The following is a 17,088-nucleotide window of genomic DNA, read 5'->3' as shown; positions in this document are numbered from 1 at the left end:
GGACGCCGCGCGTCCGTCCCTCAACCACATGACGAGCACATCACCCGGGCCGCCGCCGCCCGCAGGCGCCTTGCGCGCCGCCGAACGGCTGCGCCCGGATGACGGGGACAGGAAAAAGATGAAGATCGAACGTCGCTTCACCGCCGAGGGCGAGTCGCCTTACGCCCGCATCGAGTTCCGCCGCACCTCGTCCGAGATCCGAAACCCCGACGGCTCGGTGGTGTTCGCGCTCAAGGACATCGAGGTTCCCGCGGCGTGGAGCCAGGTGGCTTGCGACGTTCTGGCGCAGAAGTATTTCCGCAAGGCCGGCGTGGCGCGCGCCCTGCGCAAGGTCGCCGAAAAGGACGTGCCCGAGTTCCTCTGGCGCTCGGTCCCCGACGAGAAGGCGCTTGCCGGGCTGCCGGAAGACGTCCGCTTCGGCGGCGAGACCTCGGCCCGCCAGGTGTTCGACCGCCTGGCCGGCGCCTGGGCCTATTGGGGCTGGAAGGGGGGCTATTTCTCGTCCGAGGCCGACGCGCGCGCCTATTTCGACGAGATGCGCTTCATGCTGGCCAACCAGATGGCGGCGCCCAACTCGCCGCAATGGTTCAACACCGGCCTGCACTGGGCCTATGGCATCGACGGCCCGGGGCAGGGCCACTACTACGTCGATTTCCGCACCGGCGAGCTGGTGCGCTCGGAATCGGCCTACGAGCACCCGCAGCCCCACGCCTGCTTCATCCAGTCGGTCGAGGACGACCTGGTGAACGAAGGCGGCATCATGGATCTGTGGACGCGCGAGGCGCGGCTGTTCAAATACGGCTCGGGCACGGGCACCAACTTCTCGTCCATCCGCGGCGCCAACGAGCCGCTGGCCGGCGGCGGCAAGTCGTCGGGGCTGATGAGCTTCCTCAAGATCGGCGACCGCGCCGCCGGGGCCATCAAGTCGGGCGGCACCACGCGCCGCGCGGCCAAGATGGTGATCTGCGACATGGATCACCCGGACATCGAGGAGTTCATCAACTGGAAGGTGCGCGAAGAGCAGAAGGTGGCCAGCCTGGTCGCCGGCTCGAAGATGCACGAGAAGAAGCTGAACGAGATCTTCGCCGCCATCCGCGGCTGGGACGGCGCCGAGGCCGACGCCTTCGACCCCGCCAGGAACCCCGCGCTGAAAAAGGCGATCAAGGCCGCGCGCCGCGCCATGATCCCCGAGACCTACGTCAAGCGCGTGCTGCAATACGCCGAGCAGGGCTACGCCTCGATCGAGTTCCCCACCTATGACACCGATTGGGACAGCGAAGCCTATCTGACGGTGTCGGGGCAGAACTCCAACAACTCGGTGCGCGTCACCGACGCCTTCCTCGAGGCCGTGCGCCGCGACGGCGACTGGGAGCTGATCCGCCGCACCGACGGCAAGGTGGCCAAGACCGTCAAGGCGCGCGAGCTGTGGGAGCAGATCGGCCACGCCGCCTGGGCCTGCGCCGATCCGGGCGTGCAGTTCCACGACACCATCAACGCCTGGCACACCTGCCCCGAGGACGGGCCCATCCGCGGCTCGAACCCGTGCTCGGAATACATGTTCCTGGACGACACCGCCTGCAACCTGGCGTCCATGAACCTGCTCAAGTTCTACAAGGACGGCCGCTTCGACGTGGACGCCTACGAGCACGCGGCGCGGCTGTGGACCGTGACGCTCGAGATCTCGGTGCTCATGGCGCAGTTCCCCTCGAAGGAGATCGCGCGCCGCTCCTACGAGTTCCGCACGCTGGGCCTCGGCTACGCCAATATCGGCGGCCTGCTGATGAACATGGGCCATGGCTACGACTCGGACGAGGGCCGCGCCCTGTGCGGCGCGCTGACCGCCATCATGACCGGCGTCGCCTACGCCACCTCGGCCGCGATGGCCGCCGAGCTGGGCGCCTTCCCCGGCTATGAGCGCAACGCGCCGCACATGCTGCGCGTGATCCGCAACCATCGCCGCGCCGCGCATGGTCAGGCCTCGGGCTACGAGGAGCTGGCCACCCCGCCCGTGCCGCTCGACCACGCCAACTGCCCCGACCCCGAGCTGTCGGCGCGCGCCCGCGCCGCCTGGGACCGCGCGCTGGAGCTGGGCGAGCGCCACGGCTACCGCAACGCGCAGACCACCGTCATCGCGCCCACCGGCACGATCGGCCTGGTGATGGACTGCGACACCACCGGCATCGAGCCCGACTTCGCGCTGGTCAAGTTCAAGAAGCTGGCCGGGGGCGGCTATTTCAAGATCATCAACCAGTCGGTGCCCGCCGCGCTGCAGAAGCTGGGCTACGATCCGCTGCTGATCGAGCGCATCGTCGCCTACGCGGTCGGGCACGGCACGCTGGCCGGCGCGCCCCACATCAACCACGAGACGCTGGCGGCGCTGGGATTCGGCAAGGCCGAGCTCGAAAAGATCGAGGACGCGCTGGCCACGGCCTTCGACATCTCGTTCGTCTTCAACCAGTGGACGCTGGGCGAGGAGTTCTGCACCCGCGTGCTGGGCGTCCCGGCCGAGAAGCTGATCGATCCGACCTTCAACCTGCTGGCGCATCTGGGCTTCTCGCGCCGCCAGATCGCCGAGGCGAACGACTTCGTCTGCGGGACCATGACGCTCGAGGGCGCGCCCGGCCTGCGGCCCGAGCACCTGCCCGTCTTCGACTGCGCCAATCCGTGCGGCAAGATCGGCAAGCGCTACCTGTCGGTCGAAAGCCACATCCGCATGATGGCGGCGGCGCAAAGCTTCATCTCGGGCGCCATCTCGAAGACCATCAACATGCCCAACGACGCCCGCATCGAGGACTGCCTTTCGGCCTACGAGCTGAGCTGGCGCCTCGGGGTGAAGGCCAACGCGCTTTACCGCGACGGCTCGAAGCTGAGCCAGCCGCTGGCCGCGCAGCTGATCGACGACGAGGATGACGAGGACTTCATCGACGAGCTGACCGAGGCCCCGGCCGCGGCCCGCGCCGAGATGATCGCCGAGAAGATCGTCGAGAAGGTCGTGGTGCGCGAGGTCGAGCGCCAGCGCGGCCTGCGCCGCAAGCTGCCCGAGCGGCGCAAGGGCTACACGCAGAAGGCCATCGTCGGCGGGCACAAGGTCTATCTGCGCACCGGCGAGTATGAGGACGGCACGCTGGGCGAGATCTTCATCGACATGCACAAGGAGGGCGCCGCCTTCCGCGCGATGATGAACAACTTCGCCATCGCCGTGTCGGTGGGCCTGCAATACGGCGTGCCGCTCGAGGAATTCGTCGAGGCCTTCACCTTCACCCGCTTCGAGCCGGCCGGGCTGGTGCAGGGCAACGACTCGATCAAGAACGCGACCTCGATCCTCGACTACATCTTCCGCGAGCTGGCGGTCAGCTATCTCGACCGCACGGACCTTGCGCATGTGAAGCCCGACGGGCTGGGCTGGGACGAGATCGGCCGCGGCCAGGACGAGGGGCGCTCGAACGTGGTCAAGGCCTCGCCGCGCGTGTCCGAGGCGGCGGTGGAGATGATCCGCCAGGTCTCGTCGCCGGGCTATCTGCGCAAGCGCCTGCCGCAGGAGCTGGTGGTGCTGAACGGCGGCGCCTCGGCGCGGCTGGGCGCGCCGGTGCTCGAAACGGTGGGCGGCTCGGCCTCGGTGGCCGAAACGGTGGCGCGCGTGGGCGCGGCCGTGATGGACGAGCGCGCCAAGGCGCGGATGCAGGGCTATGAGGGCGACCCGTGCGGCGAGTGCGGCAACTTCACCCTCGTGCGCAACGGCACCTGCATGAAGTGCAACACCTGCGGCGCCACCAGCGGCTGCAGCTGAGCGAGAATCGCCGGGGCGCGCGCGCCCCGGCCACGGAATCAGGCCGCGGGCGCAGAAACCTCCGAGCAGCAATCAGAAGCCTGAGAATTCGACGTCGGACTGGGCGGCCCCGCGCCGCCCTTTTCTTTCGGGTTGCGCGCCCATGGGGCGGTTTCGCGCGCCGGCATGCGCGAAATTCCGCGTTTGCGTTCGTTTCTGCGTGGTAATGTGAAAAATCGGTGACATCCGGCGTCAAGAATGTTTCACTTGCGCGGCTACGGCGCCTGGGCCAAACCGCCCGCGTCAGGCATTTGCAGGGAGAAACGTCGCATGACGATGAAAACAGCCTTCGCCGCGGGGGTCGCCGCGCTTGCGCTCACGGCCGGATCGGCTTCGGCCAAGGTCACGGTCGAGTGGTGGCACGCCATGGGCGGCGTGAACGGCGAGCGGGTCAACAAGATCGCCGCCGACTTCAACGCCACGCAGTCGGAATACGAGGTCAAGCCCGTCTACAAGGGCAACTACACCGAGACGATGACCGCCGCCATCGCCGCCTTCCGCGCCGGCGAGCAGCCCCACATCGTGCAGGTCTTCGAGGTCGGCACCGCCACCATGATGGCCGCCAAGGGCGCCATCTACCCGGTCGAGAAGCTCATGGCCGACGCGGGCGAGCCCTTCGACAAGTCCGACTACCTGTCGGCGGTGATCTCGTATTACCAGACTTCGGACGGCCAGCTGCTGTCGATGCCCTTCAACAGCTCGACGCCGGTGCTGTGGTACAACGCCGACGCGCTCGAGGCCGCGGGCGTCAAGCCGCCCAGCACCTGGGACGAGGTCGAGGCCGCCGCCAAGGCCCTGGTCGCCAACGGCATGAAATGCGGCCTGTCCTTCGGCTGGCAGAGCTGGGTGATGATCGAGAACTACTCGGCCTGGCACGATCTGCCCATCGGCACGAAGGAGAACGGCTTCGCCGGCCTCGACACCGAGCTGGTCTTCAACAACGACCATGTGGTCAACCGGCTTGACCGCGTGGCCGACATGGGCAAGCGCAGCGAGTTCGTCTATGGCGGGCGCCGCGGCGACAGCCTGCCGCTCTTCGTCAACGGCGAGTGCGGCATGTGGATGAACTCGTCGGCCTATTACGGCTCGATCAAGAGCCAGGCCAAGTTCAACTTCGGCCAGACGATGCTGCCGCTCGACACCGCCGTGCGCGACAAGCCGCAGAACTCGATCATCGGCGGCGCCACGCTGTGGGTGCTGTCGGGGCATGACGCCGAGGAATACAAGGGCGTCGCCAAGTTCCTGTCCTACCTGTCCTCGCCCGAGGTGCAGGCCTGGTGGCATCAGGAGACGGGCTACGTTCCGATCACCCACGCCGCCTACGAGCTGTCCAAGAAGCAGGGCTTCTACGAGAAGAACCCCGGCACGGACACGGCCATCAAGCAGCTGAGCCTGAACCCGCCGACCCCGAACTCGCGCGGTCTGCGCTTCGGCAACTTCGTGCAGATCCGCGACATCATCAACGAAGAGCTCGAGGCCCTGTGGGCGGGCGACAAGACCGCCCGTCAGGCCATGGACGAGGCCGTGGCGCGCGGCAACGTCCTGCTGCGCAAGTTCGAGCGCTCGGCCCGCTGAGGCCCCGAACCCGCCGACGCCCCGGCCGCCCAGCGCGGCCGGGGCGATTTCGTCGCAAGATCCGCCGGGATTCCCCCTCGCCATGCTCAAGCGCGTCCACTTCCCCGCCTCGCCGCTGCCCTATCTGCTGGTGGCGCCGCAGGTGCTGATCACGCTGGTCTTCTTCATCTGGCCCGCAAGCCAGGCGCTGTGGCAGTCCTTCCTGATCGAGGACGCCTTCGGCCTGTCCACCGAATTCGTGTGGTTCGAGAATTTCGAGGCCCTGTTCCACGACAGCCAGTATCTGGCCAGCTTCTGGCGCACGCTGGTCTTTTCGGGCGCGGTGGCGTTCCTGTCGATGTCCTTCGCCCTGGCGCTGGCGGCCTTCGCCGATCATGTGGGGCGGGGCGCGGGAACCTACCGCACGCTGCTGATCTGGCCCTATGCGGTGGCGCCGGTGCTGGCGGGCGCGCTGTGGCTGTTCATGTTCAACCCGACGCTGGGCATCCTGCCCTATCTGCTCGAGATGGTCGGCTATGAGTGGAACCACCATCTGAACGGCACGCAGGCGATGCTGCTGGTCATCCTGGCGGCGGCGTGGAAGCAGGTGGCCTACAACTTCCTGTTCTACCTGGCGGCGATGCAGTCGATCCCGCGCTCGGTGATCGAGGCGGCGGCCATCGACGGGGCGGGGCCGGTGCGGCGCTTCTTCTCGATCGTGTTCCCGCTGATCTCGCCGACGACCTTCTTTCTGCTGGTCATCAACGCGGTCTACGCCTTCTTCGACACCTTCGGCATCATTCACGCGGTCACGCAGGGCGGGCCGGCGAACGCCACGACCACGCTGGTCTACAAGGTGTTCAACGACGGCTTCGTGGGCCTGGATCTGGGCGGCTCGGCCGCGCAGTCGGTGATCCTCATGGCGCTGGTCATCGCCCTGACGGCGGTGCAGTTCCGTTTCGTCGAAAAACGGGTGGAATACTGATGATCGAGAACCGCCCCTGGCTGAACCTTTTCGCCCATCTGGCCCTGATCCTGGGGGTGGCGATCGTCGCGCTGCCCATCTGGATCACCTTCGTCGCCGCCTCGCACGAGGCCGCGCGCATGATGCAGGCACCCATTCCCATGCTGCCCGGCGGCCATTTCTGGGAGAACCTGCGCGCCACGCTGTTCGGCGAAGGCCTGTCCGGCGCCGAGACCGCGCCCGTCTGGCGCATGCTGCTCAACAGCCTGGTCATGGCGCTGGGCATCGCGGCGGGCAAGATCGCGATCTCGATCATCTCGGCCTTCGCGATCGTCTATTTCAAGTTCCCCTTCCGCATGGCCTTCTTCTGGATGATCTTCATCACGCTGATGCTGCCGGTCGAGGTGCGCATCCTGCCCACCTACGAGGTGGTCTCGGATCTGGGCCTGCTGAACAGCTACTGGGGCCTGACCGTGCCCTTGATCGCCTCGGCCACGGCGACCTTCATGTTCCGTCAGGTGTTCCTGACCATCCCGGACGAGATGCTGGAAAGCGCGCGCATCGACGGGGCGGGGCCGCTGCGCTTCTTCTGGGACATCCTGCTGCCGCTCAGCCGCACGAACATCGCCGCGCTGTTCGTGATCCTGTTCATCTACGGCTGGAACCAGTATCTGTGGCCGCTGCTCATCACCACCGACCGCGACATGTCCACGGTGATGATCTCGATCAAGCAGATGCTCGAGGCGGCCGAGCAGTCGCCGCAATGGAACATCATCATGATGACGGCCCTTCTGGCCATGCTGCCCCCGGTGGCGGTCGTCATCGCCATGCAGAAGCTCTTCGTGAAGGGCCTGACGGAAACCGACAAGTAAGGCGTTCGACCCATGGCCGGAATCAAGCTTGAGAACCTGATCAAATCCTATGGCGACACGCGCATCCTGCACGGCATCGACGCCGACATCGCGGATGGCGAGATGATCGTCGTCGTCGGCCCGTCGGGCTGCGGCAAGTCCACCTTGCTGCGCATGGTCGCCGGGCTCGAGGCCGTGACCGCCGGGCGCATCCTGATCGGCGAGCGCGTGGTCAACGACCTTGAACCCTCGCAGCGCGACATCGCCATGGTGTTCCAGAACTATGCGCTCTACCCGCACATGACGGTGCGGCAGAACATGGCCTACGGGCTGAAGATCCGCGGCATGTCCAGGGCCGAGATCGCCCGGCGCGTGGACGAGGCGGCCGACATCCTCGAGCTGCGCCCCTATCTTGACCGCAAGCCGCGCCAGCTGTCGGGCGGCCAGCGCCAGCGCGTGGCCATGGGCCGCGCCATCGTGCGGCACCCGCAGGTGTTCCTGTTCGACGAGCCGCTTTCCAACCTCGACGCCAAGCTGCGCGTGCAGATGCGGCTCGAGATCCGCAAGCTGCAGAGGCGCCTCGGGGTGACGTCGATCTACGTCACCCATGACCAGGTCGAGGCGATGACCCTGGGCGACCGGCTGATGGTGCTCAACAAGGGCGTGGTCGAGCAGTTCGGCTCGCCCATCGAGCTTTACGAGCGCCCGGCCTCGGTCTTCGTGGCCGGCTTCATCGGCAGCCCGGCGATGAACTTCCTGCCCGTGCGCGTCGAGGGCGACGCGGCGATCCTGCCGAACGGCGCGCGGCTGCCCGCGCCCGCCCGCGCCGCGGGCGAGGCCACGCTGGGCGCGCGGCCCGAGCATCTGACGCCCGACGAGGCCGGGCCGGTGGCGGTCGAGGTCGAGGTGCTCGAGCAGCTGGGCGCGGCGACGCTGGTCCATGGCCGCCTCGAGGGGACGCAGCACGAGATGACCGTGCAGCTCGACGGGGTGCGCGCGCCCGAGGCGGGGCGGATCATGCGCTTCGCCCCCGGTCAGCTGCACCTGTTCGACGCCGCCAGCGGCAAGCGCCTGGCCGACTGAGCGGGCCGGGCCTCAGAGCGGCCCGGCGGCGAACAGGCGCACCGTCATGCCGCCATGGCCGATCGGCGCCCCCAGCTGCGCGAGCGGCAGTTCGGTCGCGCGCGCAAGCCCCGGGTCCGAGGTCACCAGCCCCACGCGCCAGCCCTGGAAACGTTCGCGCAGCACGCGCCCGAGCGTGGCGTAAAGCGCGAACAGGGGGCGGCGCTGGCCGATCCGGCCGCCATAGGGCGGGTTGACCATCACAAGGCCGGGCGGGCCGTCGGGGGGCGCGAAGGCGCCGACCGGCTGGCAGGCGAAGCGCGCGAAGGCGGCCACGCCCGCGCGTTCGGCGTTGGCGGCGGCGGCGCGCACGGCGCCCTGATCGCGGTCGGCGCCGAAGAAGGCCGGCTCGGGCGTGCGCGCCATCGCGGCGGCCTCGGCGCGCATCGCCTCCCAGCGCTCGGCGTCGAACGAGGGCAGCAGGGCGAAGGCGAAGTCGCGTCCGCGTCCGGGGGCGAGGCGCGCGCTCATCTCGGCGGCCTCGATCACGAAGGTGCCCGAGCCGCACATCGGATCGGCCAGCGGCGCGCCCGGCGCATAGCCGCAGCGGCGCAGCATCAGCGCGGCCATGGTCTCGCGCAGCGGCGCCTTGGCGACGGCCAGCTTGTGCCCGCGCTTGTGCAGCGGCGCGCCCGAGCAGTCGATGCTCAGCTGCGCGCGGTCCTTCTCGATGCGCAGCAGCACCCGGACGGGGGCGTCGTCGCGCACGGGCGCGCCGAGGGTCTCGGCGATGGCGCGCGCGACGCGCTCGGCCGCCGCGCCGGCGTGGTAGATCTTCGAGCGCGCGCAGCTCGCCTCGACCCGCACCGGCACGTCGGGGCGCAGGAAATCGCCCCAGGGAAAGCGGCGTGCACGCTTGTCCAGCTGCGCCAGGTGAAAGGCCATGAACGCGCCCGCCCGCAGCATGACCCGCTGGGCGCCGCGCAGCTGCAGATTCGCCCGCCAGATCTCGGTCCAGCCGCCGCGCACGGCCACGCCGCCGCGCTCGGGGCGCGGATCGGCGAAGCCCAGCTCGCGCGCCTCGGCCAGCAGCTCGTCCTCGAGGCCCGGCGGGGCGGCCAGGAAAATGTCCAGATCGTCTTGCGTGCTCATGTCGGGTGCATAGCGGCCCGACGCGCGCGAGGCGACCGTTTTCGGCGCCGCCCGGCCTTGCGCGGCGCGCATGGGAGACATGCTTTTTTCGCAGTTGCGAAAAGACGCGGGCAGGCCTACCTGCCGCGCATCGACAGGCGCTTGCCCGTCGCCGGTTCGTCGCCCTCTTTCATCAAGGAACGCCGCCATGGCCATCGCTCCCAACGCGCCTGTCGCGCCCTTCGGCGCCATCGCCGCCCTTCGCATCGTGACCGCGGTCGAGTCCGCGATCGCGTCGGTTCACGCCCATCTGCGCCGCCGCCGCACCATCGCCGCGCTGCGCCGCCTGACGCCCACGCAGCTGGCCGACATCGGCTTCGCCGACATGACGATCGAGGAGATCGCCGAGACGCTCAACCGCTGACCGCCCCGCGCGGCGGCCGGCGCGCGGCGCCCAAGGCCCCTTGTCCGACGCGGATGAGGGGCTTTTTCATGCGCGAAAGGCGGGCAGGCCGACGCGGCGCGCGCCGGGCCCCGCCGCGCGGCGCGATCGGGCGCGGTTCGGCGTTGCGCGCGCGGCGCGGTTTGCGGGGAAGGGGGCGATCGTCCCGGGAGGCGGCCTGTCATTGGCTCCGGCGGCAGGATTCGAACCTGCGACCAGCGGATTAACAGTCCGATGCTCTACCACTGAGCTACGCCGGATCAGAAGGGCCGGCCCCCCGGGACGCCGCAGCGTATAGCAAAGCGGATTCGCCGCGTCCAGAGGCTTTTCGTCCCGCACGCGCAGGCCCGCGCGAAGGGCCCGCGCGGCCTGTCAGCGCGCCGCGCCCAGCGCCGCGGGAGCGGCCGCGCCGCCGAAATCGCGCGTCACGTCGCCGGCCACGCGGGCGACCACCTGCGCCAGATGGCGCAGGCGCTCGTTGGTGATGCGGGTCTTGGGGCCCGAGACCGACATCGCCGCCACCGGCGCGCCGGATTCGTTGAGCACCGGCGCCGCGACGCAGCGCAGGCCCTCGGCGTTCTCCTCGTCGTCGATGGCGACGCCCTCGCGGCGGATGCGGGCCAGCTCGTCGGCCAGCGCCTCGGGGGCGACGATGGTGCGCGCCGTGGCGCGGGGCAGGCCGTGCTCGGCGATCACGGCCTGGACCTGGGCGGGGTCCATGAAGGCCAGCATGGCCTTGCCCGCGCCGGACCAGTGCATCTTCACCCGGCCGCCGACGCGGGTCAGCGCGCGCATCTGGTGGCGCGATTCGACCTGCGCCATGCAGATCACCTCGCCGCCCGATTCGAGAAAGATGTTGGCCGTCTCGCCGGTCTGCTCGACCAGGCGGCGCATGTAGGGGCGCGCCAGCTGGATCACGTCGCGGGTGCGCGCGAAGGCGGCGCCGACGGTGAAGGCGGCCACGCCCACATGCCAGCAGCCATTGGCCGCGTCGAAGCGCACGAAGCGCTCGCTTTCCATCGTGGTCAGGATGCGGTGCGCGGTCGAGGCGGCCAGCCCCGCCCGCGCCGCCGTTTCGGTCAGCGTCAGGCCGTCGGCGCTTTCGGCCAGGGTGCGCAGCACGGTCAGCGCGCGGGTCACCGAGCGGACCTGACCGATGCGGATGTCGTCGTCTTTGGCGGGCATGCCGTGCGTTCCTTGCAGATGGCGGGCCATGAGGGATCGGTTGCGGGGGCGGGCGTGGTCAGCGCGCCGCCGCCTGTCGCGGGGCGGCCCAGGGCGGGGCGGGGGGCGGCGCGCCGGGCAGCCCCATGGCCGCCTCGCGCAGCGCCGCGACCAGATCCGAGAGCGGCGCGTCGGGCTTGTGATCGGCGCGCATGGTCACGCCCACGGCGCCGGCGGTTTCGCCGATCTCGAAGGGCAGGGCGGCCAGCTCGCCCGAGGCCAGCTCGTCGGCCACCACGCCTTCGGAGATGAACCAGATCGCATCCGATCCGCGCAGCAGGCCGCGCCCAGCCGCAAGCGACACGGTTTCGAGGCGCGCGCCCTCGGAATGCAGGCCGTTGGCCAGCAGAAAGCGCTCGACGTCCGCGCGGATGATCGAGTCGGGCGTCGGCAGGATCATCGGATAGGCGGCGATGCGCGCGAATTCGGGCGGGCGTCCCAGCAGCGGATGGCCGGCGCGCACCACGGCGCGGATCGATTCGTCGTAGAGATGCTGAAAGGTCAGCCCGGCCATGCGGTCGGGCTCGGGCAGGCGGCCGATCATCAGGTCCAGCTCGCCCGCGCGCAGGCGTTCGAGCAGCAGCGCGTTCGGCCCGGCATGGATGCTGAGCAGCACGTCGGGCGCGCGCCGCGCGAAGTTCAGCGCCGCGCGCGGCATCACGCGCCCGGCGGCGGTCGGCAGCACGCCCGCGCGGATGCGCCGCGGCCGCCCGCCGCCGCCGCGCAGGCTGTCCACCCCGCGCCGCAGCGCGGCCAGCGAGGCGCCGGCGTGGCGCAGGAAGGTCTCTCCCTCGGGGGTCAGCCGCATGCGCCGGCCGCTGCGGTCGAACAGGGCGGCGCCCAGCGTCTCTTCCAGCTCGCGCAGGGTCTTCGAGGCGGCCGGCTGCGTGACCCCCAGCGCCTCGGCCGCGCGCGACAGGTGGCCCTGGCGGGCGATCTCCATGAAGCACTGGAGATGGCGGAATTTTATGCGCGCCGCGAAGTTCATGTTGTTCCGGTTATGGAAAAGCCAGATAACATCATTTCACATAACCGCCTCTTTCGGGCAACACTCTTTTCCGCACGCTGAGAAGGAGCCTGGGTCATGCAAGCCGCGCTCATCAACGGATGCCTGATGCACTACGCCGACCAGGGCGCGGGGGCGCCCGTGGTCTTCGCCAACTCGCTGGGCACGGACATGCGCGTCTGGGACCGGCTGATCGCGCGGCTGCCGGAAGGGCTGCGCATCATCCGCTACGACAAGCGCGGGCACGGGCTCAGCGGCCTGCCCGAGGGCGGGTGGGGCATGGGCGACCTGGTGCAGGACCTGGCGGCGCTGCTCGACCGGCTCGAGGTGCGAGGCGCGGCGGTGGTCGGCCTGTCCATCGGCGGAATGATCGCGCAGGGCCTGGCGGCCGAGCGCCCGGACCTTGTCCGCGCCATGGTGCTGATGGACACCGCCGCCAAGATCGGCGCGCCGGGCATGTGGGACGCGCGCATCGCCGCCATCCGCGCCGGGGGCGTCGAGGCGGTGGCCGATCAGGTGCTCGAGCGCTGGTTCTCGCGCGCAACGCGCGCCGCGCGGCCCGACGAGCTGGCGCTGTGGCGCAACATGCTCACGCGCACGCCGGTCGAGGGCTATCTGGGCTGCTGCGCCGCGATCCGCGACACGGACCTGCTTGAAAGCACCGCGCGGCTGCGCCTGCCCACCCTGGCGCTGGCGGGCGACGAGGACGGCTCGACGCCGCCCGATCTGGTGCGCGAGACCGCGGCGCTGATCCCGGGCGCGCGCTTCGCGCTGGTGCGCGGGGCGGGGCATCTGCCCGGCGTCGAGCGCCCCGACGAGACCGCGCGGCTGATTCTGGATTTTCTGAAGGAGAACGGCTTTGCCTGATCGCGCCGACGACCCCGCCGGATTCTCGCGCCGCGAAAGCGGCATGCGCGTGCGCCGCCAGGTTCTGGGCGACGCGCATGTCGAGCGCGCCGCCGCCCGCGCCACCGATTTCGACGCGCCGTTCCAGGAATACATCGTCGAGGCCGCCTGGGGCGGCGTGTGGGCGCGGCCGGGGCTGGGCCGGCGCGAGCGCTCGCTGGTGACGCTGGCGCTTCTGGCGGCGCTGGGCCACTGGGAGGAATTCGAGATGCATCTGCGCGCCACCCGCAACACCGGCGCCGCCCCCGCCGAGGTGCGCGAGGCGCTGCTGCACGTCGCCGTCTACGCCGGCGTGCCCGCCGCCAACCGCGCCTTCGCCATCGCGCGCGAGGTGTTCGCCGAGCGCGCCGAATCCCGCCCCCAGCAGGAGCCCGCCTCATGAGCACGCCGCACGACTATCTCCCGCGCGATCCGGCCTGGCGCACGCCCGCCTTCGCGCCCTTCTACAAGACCACCGTCCACCGCGCGCCGCGCGCGCCGCTTCTGTCGCTGCGCAACACCTTGTCCGAGATCACCGGGCCGGTCTTCGGGCATGACGACATCGGCCCCCTCGACAACGACCTGATCCGCAACTACGCGCAGGACGGCGAGCCCGTTGGCGAGCGCATCATCCTGCACGGCCGGGTTCTGGACGAGAACGCCCGCCCCGTGCCCGGCGCGCTGATCGAGATCTGGCAGGCCAACGCCGCCGGCCGCTACCGCCATCGCAACGACCGCTACCTTGCGCCGCTCGATCCCAATTTCGGCGGCTGCGGCCGCACCCTGGCCGATGACGAGGGGCGCTACGCCTTCCGCACCATCAAGCCGGGGCCCTATCCGTGGGGCAACGACTCGAACTCCTGGCGCCCGGCGCATGTGCATGTTTCGGTCTTCGGGCGCGCCTTCGCCCAGCGGCTGATCACGCAGCTCTATTTCGAGGGCGACCCCCTGATCCCGCGATGCCCCATCGTGCGCACGCTGCCCGATCCGGCGGGGGTCGAGCTGCTGACCGCGCGGCTCGACATGAACGCCGCCATCCCCTTCGACTGCCTGGCCTACCGCTTCGACATCGTGCTGCGCGGCCGCCGCGCCACCCCGTTCGAGAACCGCCCGGAGGGAACATGACCCCGAACGCGCCCCGATACCTCAAGGAGACGCCCTCGCAGACCGCGGGGCCCTATGTGCATATCGGCCTCGCCCCCGAGGCGGCGGGGCTGCGCGCCGTCGGCCGGCCGCTTGCGGGCGACCCGGCGGCGCCCGGCTGCCCGGGCCGGCGCATCGCCGTCGAGGGGGTGGTGCTGGACGGAACCGGAACCCCCCTGCGCGACGCGCTGATCGAGGTCTGGCAGGCCGACCACATGGGCCGCCACCGCCACCCCGAAGACCCCCGCGCGAACGAGGTCGATCCGCGCTTTCGCGGCTTCGGGCGCGTGTGCGCCGGCTTCGAGGACGGGCTGTGGCGCTTCGAGACCGTCAAGCCGGGCCCCGTGCCCTGGCCCGGCGGCGGCTTGCAGGCGCCGCACATCACCTTCTGGATCGTGGCGCGCGGCATCAACATGGGCCTGCACACGCGCATGTATTTCGGCGACGAGCCCGAGGCCAACGCCGCCGACCCGCTCCTGGCCATGATCGAGCAGCCCTCCCGCCGCGAGACGCTGATCTCGCGCCCCGAGCCCGACCCGGGCGGCGGGCCGACCGTGCATCGCTTCGAGATCCGCCTGCAAGGACCTCTGGAAACCGTCTTCCTCGACGTCTAGGACGGAACCAGCCACAGACCCAGCGAGGACCCCATGTCCGATCCCTGCATCATCTGCGTCGCCATCACCGGTTCGGTGCCGACCAAGGCCGACAACCCCGCCGTGCCCGTCACGGTCGAGGAACAGATCGAGTCGGTCCACGAATCCTTCGAGGCCGGCGCGACCATCGCCCATTGCCATGTCCGCGACGACGAGGGCAGGCCGACCTCGGACCCCGAGCGCTTCGCGCGCCTCAAGGAGGGGATCGAAAAGCACTGCCCCGGCATGATCATCCAGTTCTCGACGGGCGGGCGCTCGGGGGCGGGCAAGGCGCGCGGAGGCATGCTGCCCCTGCGGCCCGACATGGCCTCGCTGTCGGTCGGGTCGAACAACTTTCCCACCCGCGTCTACGAGAACCCGCCCGATCTGGTCGACTGGCTGGCGGCCGAGATGATCCGCCACGACGTCAAGCCCGAGATCGAGGCCTTCGACCTGAGCCACATCTTCCAGGCCGCCGCCATGGTCGAGGACGGGCGGCTCAAGCGGCCGCTGCATGTGCAGTTCGTGATGGGCGTGAAGAACGCCATGCCCGTGGATCGCGAGGTCTTCGACTTCTACGTGCGCACCCTGCGCCGCCTGATGCCCGACGCCACCTGGTGCGGGGCCGGGATCGGGCGCCACCAGCGCACGCTGAACGAATGGTCCATCGCCGCGGGCGGCCACACGCGCACCGGGCTCGAGGACAACATCCGCCTCGACCGCGACACCCTTGCGCCGTCCAACGCGGCGCTGGTGCGCATCGCGGCCGAGATCTGCGAGAAGCACGGCCGCCCGGTGGCCGACTGGCGCCAGGCGCGGCGCATCCTGGGCCTGCCCGAGCCGGGCTGAGCGCATGGCCGTCTCGCCCTTCGACTCGGCGCTGCTGCGCGACCTGTTCGGGGCGCGCGAGGTGGCGGCGCTGTTTTCCGACGCGGCCGAGCTGCGCGCGATCCTGCTGTTCGAGGGCGCCCTGGCCGAGGCGCAGGGGGCGCTGGGCGTGATCCCCGCCGAGGCCGCCGCCGCCATCGCCCGCGCCGCGCGCGAGGTGACGCTGGACCCCGGCGCGCTGGCCGCCCGCGCCGCGCGCGACGGCACGCCCGTTCCCGCCGCGGTCGAGGCCTTTCGCGCCGCGATGGGCGCGCCCGAGCACGCGGCCTACGTGCATTTCGGCGCCACCAGCCAGGATGCCGCCGACACCGGGCTGGCGCTGCGGCTGCGCCGGGCGCTGGCGCTGATCGAGGCGCAGCTCGACGACGCGCTGCGCGCGCTGGCCGCGGCGGCGCGCGCGAACCGGGCTCTGCCCATGGCCGCGCGCACGCGCGGGCGCATCGCCGCCCCCACCACCTTCGGCGCGCGCGTCGCGAGCTGGGGCTGGCCGCTCCTGCGCGCGCGCGCGCGCATGGCGCAGCTGCGCCCGCGCCTTCTGACGCTGAGCCTTGGGGGCGCGGCGGGCACGCTGGCCGCGCTCGGCCCGCAGGCCGAGGAGACCGCGCGGCGCATGGCCGAGTCCCTGGGGCTGGAGCCGGCGCCCGCGCCCTGGCATTCGGCGCGCGATCCCCTGGCCGAGCTGGCCTTCGCGCTGGCCGCCCTGTGCGGCGCGCTGGGCAAGATGGGGCGCGACGTGGCGCTGATGGGCCAGGACGAGGTGGCCGAGCTGCGGGCCGGCGCGGGGGGCGGCTCTTCGACCATGCCGCACAAGGCGAACCCGGTCGGCCCCGAGGCGCTGGTGACGCTGGCGCGGCTGACGGCGCGGCTGGCCGGAAGCATGAACGACGCGCTCCTGCACGAAGGAGAGCGCGACGGCGCGGCCTGGGCGCTGGAATGGCACGCCCTGCCGCAGCTGTGCGTGGGCGCGGCGGGGGGGCTGCGCCATGCGGCGGCGCTGGCCGCCGATCTGCGCCCCGATCCGGCGCGCATGGCCGCCAATCTGGGCGCGCGCGGCGGGTTGGCGATGGCCGAGGCGGCCAGCTTCGCCCTGGCCCGCAGCCTGCCGCGCCCGCAGGCGCAGGCGCTGGTCAAGCGCGCCTGCGCCGAGGCGCTGGCCAGGGGAATCGCGCTGGCCGAGGCGCTGGAGACGCTGCATCCGGCCCCCGCGCCCGAGGGCGACTGGGCCGTGATCCTGGCGCCCGAGCGCTGGCTGGGCATGGCGCCCGCGCTGGCCGACCGCTTCGCCGACGCGGTCGAGGACGCGACCGGGCCAGGGCGGCGCGCGGCGCCCGAAGGCGATTGACCCGGGCGGCCGGCCAAGGCGATTGACCCGGGCGACTGACCTGGTGGGCGACCGGCCAAGACGATCGACCGGGGCGATCGAACCCTGCAATTGGGCCGGCGAGCGTGTCTTGCGCCGGCGGTCCGTTCCGGGGCGTTC

Annotated in this window: 15 protein-coding genes and 1 tRNA gene; 12 read left to right on the top strand and 4 right to left on the bottom strand. The window is 70.9% G+C overall.

The window, feature by feature from the left end:
- The first annotated feature begins 118 nt into the window (after positions 1–118).
- The 5 genes from LY05_RS10945 (at position 119) to LY05_RS10925 (ending at position 8,278) form a co-directional block, all read left to right on the top strand.
- A complete protein-coding gene (locus tag LY05_RS10945; protein ID WP_148923199.1) occupies positions 119–3,787 on the top strand; it encodes a vitamin B12-dependent ribonucleotide reductase in 3,669 nt (1,222 codons plus the stop codon).
- A 309-nt stretch (positions 3,788–4,096) separates the two neighbouring features.
- Positions 4,097–5,401, top strand: a complete 1,305-nt coding sequence (gene ugpB, locus LY05_RS10940) for a sn-glycerol-3-phosphate ABC transporter substrate-binding protein UgpB (protein WP_072747520.1) — start codon at positions 4,097–4,099, stop codon at positions 5,399–5,401.
- A gap of 82 nt (positions 5,402–5,483) precedes the next feature.
- On the top strand, positions 5,484–6,365 hold the full coding sequence (ugpA, locus tag LY05_RS10935; protein ID WP_072747521.1) for a sn-glycerol-3-phosphate ABC transporter permease UgpA: 882 nt from the start codon (positions 5,484–5,486) through the stop codon (positions 6,363–6,365).
- Positions 6,365–7,216, top strand: coding sequence for a sn-glycerol-3-phosphate ABC transporter permease UgpE (ugpE, locus tag LY05_RS10930; protein ID WP_072747522.1), 852 nt, complete (start codon positions 6,365–6,367; stop codon positions 7,214–7,216). Before ugpA ends, ugpE begins: the two co-directional genes overlap by 1 nt.
- Before the next feature lie 12 nt (positions 7,217–7,228).
- Positions 7,229–8,278 carry a sn-glycerol-3-phosphate import ATP-binding protein UgpC gene (locus LY05_RS10925; RefSeq protein ID WP_148923198.1) on the top strand — a complete coding sequence of 350 codons (1,050 nt, stop codon included), beginning with the start codon at positions 7,229–7,231 and terminating at the stop codon, positions 8,276–8,278.
- A 12-nt stretch (positions 8,279–8,290) separates the two neighbouring features.
- Here LY05_RS10925 and LY05_RS10920 read toward each other — a convergent pair whose 3' ends face one another.
- Positions 8,291–9,409 (bottom strand): THUMP domain-containing class I SAM-dependent RNA methyltransferase, encoded by a 1,119-nt coding sequence (locus LY05_RS10920; RefSeq protein ID WP_148923197.1) that lies wholly within the window; start codon positions 9,407–9,409, stop codon positions 8,291–8,293.
- A gap of 187 nt (positions 9,410–9,596) precedes the next feature.
- Between LY05_RS10920 and LY05_RS15170 the strand changes: the two genes are divergently transcribed.
- Positions 9,597–9,812: a DUF1127 domain-containing protein gene (locus LY05_RS15170; protein WP_170258977.1), complete on the top strand. Its 216-nt coding sequence runs from the start codon at positions 9,597–9,599 to the stop codon at positions 9,810–9,812.
- A gap of 203 nt (positions 9,813–10,015) precedes the next feature.
- Here the strand turns inward: LY05_RS15170 and LY05_RS10910 are convergent.
- The 3 genes from LY05_RS10910 to pcaQ form a co-directional block, all read right to left on the bottom strand.
- Positions 10,016–10,090, bottom strand: a tRNA-Asn gene (locus LY05_RS10910).
- 112 nt (positions 10,091–10,202) lie between these two features.
- Entirely contained in the window at positions 10,203–11,015 is an 813-nt protein-coding gene (locus tag LY05_RS10905; RefSeq protein ID WP_211356319.1) for an IclR family transcriptional regulator, read from the bottom strand.
- A gap of 58 nt (positions 11,016–11,073) precedes the next feature.
- Complete coding sequence (pcaQ, locus tag LY05_RS10900; protein ID WP_148923195.1) at positions 11,074–12,042, bottom strand: pca operon transcription factor PcaQ; 969 nt, start codon at positions 12,040–12,042, stop codon at positions 11,074–11,076.
- A gap of 96 nt (positions 12,043–12,138) precedes the next feature.
- On the opposite strand from pcaQ, the gene pcaD reads away from it, so the two are divergent.
- The 6 genes from pcaD to LY05_RS10870 are packed head-to-tail and all read left to right on the top strand — an operon-like array spanning position 12,139 to position 16,950.
- A complete protein-coding gene (pcaD, locus tag LY05_RS10895; protein WP_148923194.1) occupies positions 12,139–12,927 on the top strand; it encodes a 3-oxoadipate enol-lactonase in 789 nt (262 codons plus the stop codon).
- On the top strand, positions 12,920–13,348 hold the full coding sequence (pcaC, locus tag LY05_RS10890) for a 4-carboxymuconolactone decarboxylase (protein WP_256598383.1): 429 nt from the start codon (positions 12,920–12,922) through the stop codon (positions 13,346–13,348). The genes pcaD and pcaC overlap by 8 nt, the downstream gene beginning before the upstream one ends.
- The gene (pcaH, locus tag LY05_RS10885; protein WP_072747528.1) at positions 13,345–14,070 is read left to right on the top strand and encodes a protocatechuate 3,4-dioxygenase subunit beta; all 726 of its coding nucleotides are present in this window, start codon (positions 13,345–13,347) and stop codon (positions 14,068–14,070) included. The genes pcaC and pcaH overlap by 4 nt, the downstream gene beginning before the upstream one ends.
- Entirely contained in the window at positions 14,067–14,702 is a 636-nt protein-coding gene (pcaG, locus tag LY05_RS10880; protein ID WP_148923193.1) for a protocatechuate 3,4-dioxygenase subunit alpha, read from the top strand. Before pcaH ends, pcaG begins: the two co-directional genes overlap by 4 nt.
- 33 nt (positions 14,703–14,735) lie before the next feature.
- Entirely contained in the window at positions 14,736–15,569 is an 834-nt protein-coding gene (locus LY05_RS10875) for a 3-oxoadipate:acetyl-CoA acetyltransferase (protein WP_072747530.1), read from the top strand.
- A gap of 4 nt (positions 15,570–15,573) precedes the next feature.
- Positions 15,574–16,950: a lyase family protein gene (locus LY05_RS10870; protein WP_148923192.1), complete on the top strand. Its 1,377-nt coding sequence runs from the start codon at positions 15,574–15,576 to the stop codon at positions 16,948–16,950.
- The last annotated feature ends 138 nt before the right edge of the window (positions 16,951–17,088 follow it).

Source organism: Oceanicella actignis (genome assembly GCF_008124525.1).
GTDB lineage: Bacteria > Pseudomonadota > Alphaproteobacteria > Rhodobacterales > Rhodobacteraceae > Oceanicella > Oceanicella actignis.
The sequence above is the reverse complement of the archived record's forward strand: the minus strand, read 5'-3'. Positions and strand labels throughout refer to the sequence as shown.

Excerpts from the sequence above, each read along its gene's own strand:
- LY05_RS10875 (WP_072747530.1), top strand. The coding sequence starts at position 14,736 with ATGTCCGATCCCTGCATCATCTGCGTCGCCATCACCGGTTCGGTGCCG.
- ugpB (WP_072747520.1), top strand. The coding sequence starts at position 4,097 with ATGACGATGAAAACAGCCTTCGCCGCGGGGGTCGCCGCGCTTGCGCTC.
- pcaD (WP_148923194.1), top strand. The coding sequence starts at position 12,139 with ATGCAAGCCGCGCTCATCAACGGATGCCTGATGCACTACGCCGACCAG.
- LY05_RS10905 (WP_211356319.1), bottom strand. The coding sequence starts at position 11,015 with ATGCCCGCCAAAGACGACGACATCCGCATCGGTCAGGTCCGCTCGGTG.
- ugpE (WP_072747522.1), top strand. The coding sequence starts at position 6,365 with ATGATCGAGAACCGCCCCTGGCTGAACCTTTTCGCCCATCTGGCCCTG.
- pcaH (WP_072747528.1), top strand. The coding sequence starts at position 13,345 with ATGAGCACGCCGCACGACTATCTCCCGCGCGATCCGGCCTGGCGCACG.
- LY05_RS10870 (WP_148923192.1), top strand. The coding sequence starts at position 15,574 with ATGGCCGTCTCGCCCTTCGACTCGGCGCTGCTGCGCGACCTGTTCGGG.
- LY05_RS10925 (WP_148923198.1), top strand. The coding sequence starts at position 7,229 with ATGGCCGGAATCAAGCTTGAGAACCTGATCAAATCCTATGGCGACACG.
- pcaG (WP_148923193.1), top strand. The coding sequence starts at position 14,067 with ATGACCCCGAACGCGCCCCGATACCTCAAGGAGACGCCCTCGCAGACC.
- LY05_RS10945 (WP_148923199.1), top strand. The coding sequence starts at position 119 with ATGAAGATCGAACGTCGCTTCACCGCCGAGGGCGAGTCGCCTTACGCC.
- LY05_RS15170 (WP_170258977.1), top strand. The coding sequence starts at position 9,597 with ATGGCCATCGCTCCCAACGCGCCTGTCGCGCCCTTCGGCGCCATCGCC.
- pcaQ (WP_148923195.1), bottom strand. The coding sequence starts at position 12,042 with ATGAACTTCGCGGCGCGCATAAAATTCCGCCATCTCCAGTGCTTCATG.
- ugpA (WP_072747521.1), top strand. The coding sequence starts at position 5,484 with ATGCTCAAGCGCGTCCACTTCCCCGCCTCGCCGCTGCCCTATCTGCTG.
- LY05_RS10920 (WP_148923197.1), bottom strand. The coding sequence starts at position 9,409 with ATGAGCACGCAAGACGATCTGGACATTTTCCTGGCCGCCCCGCCGGGC.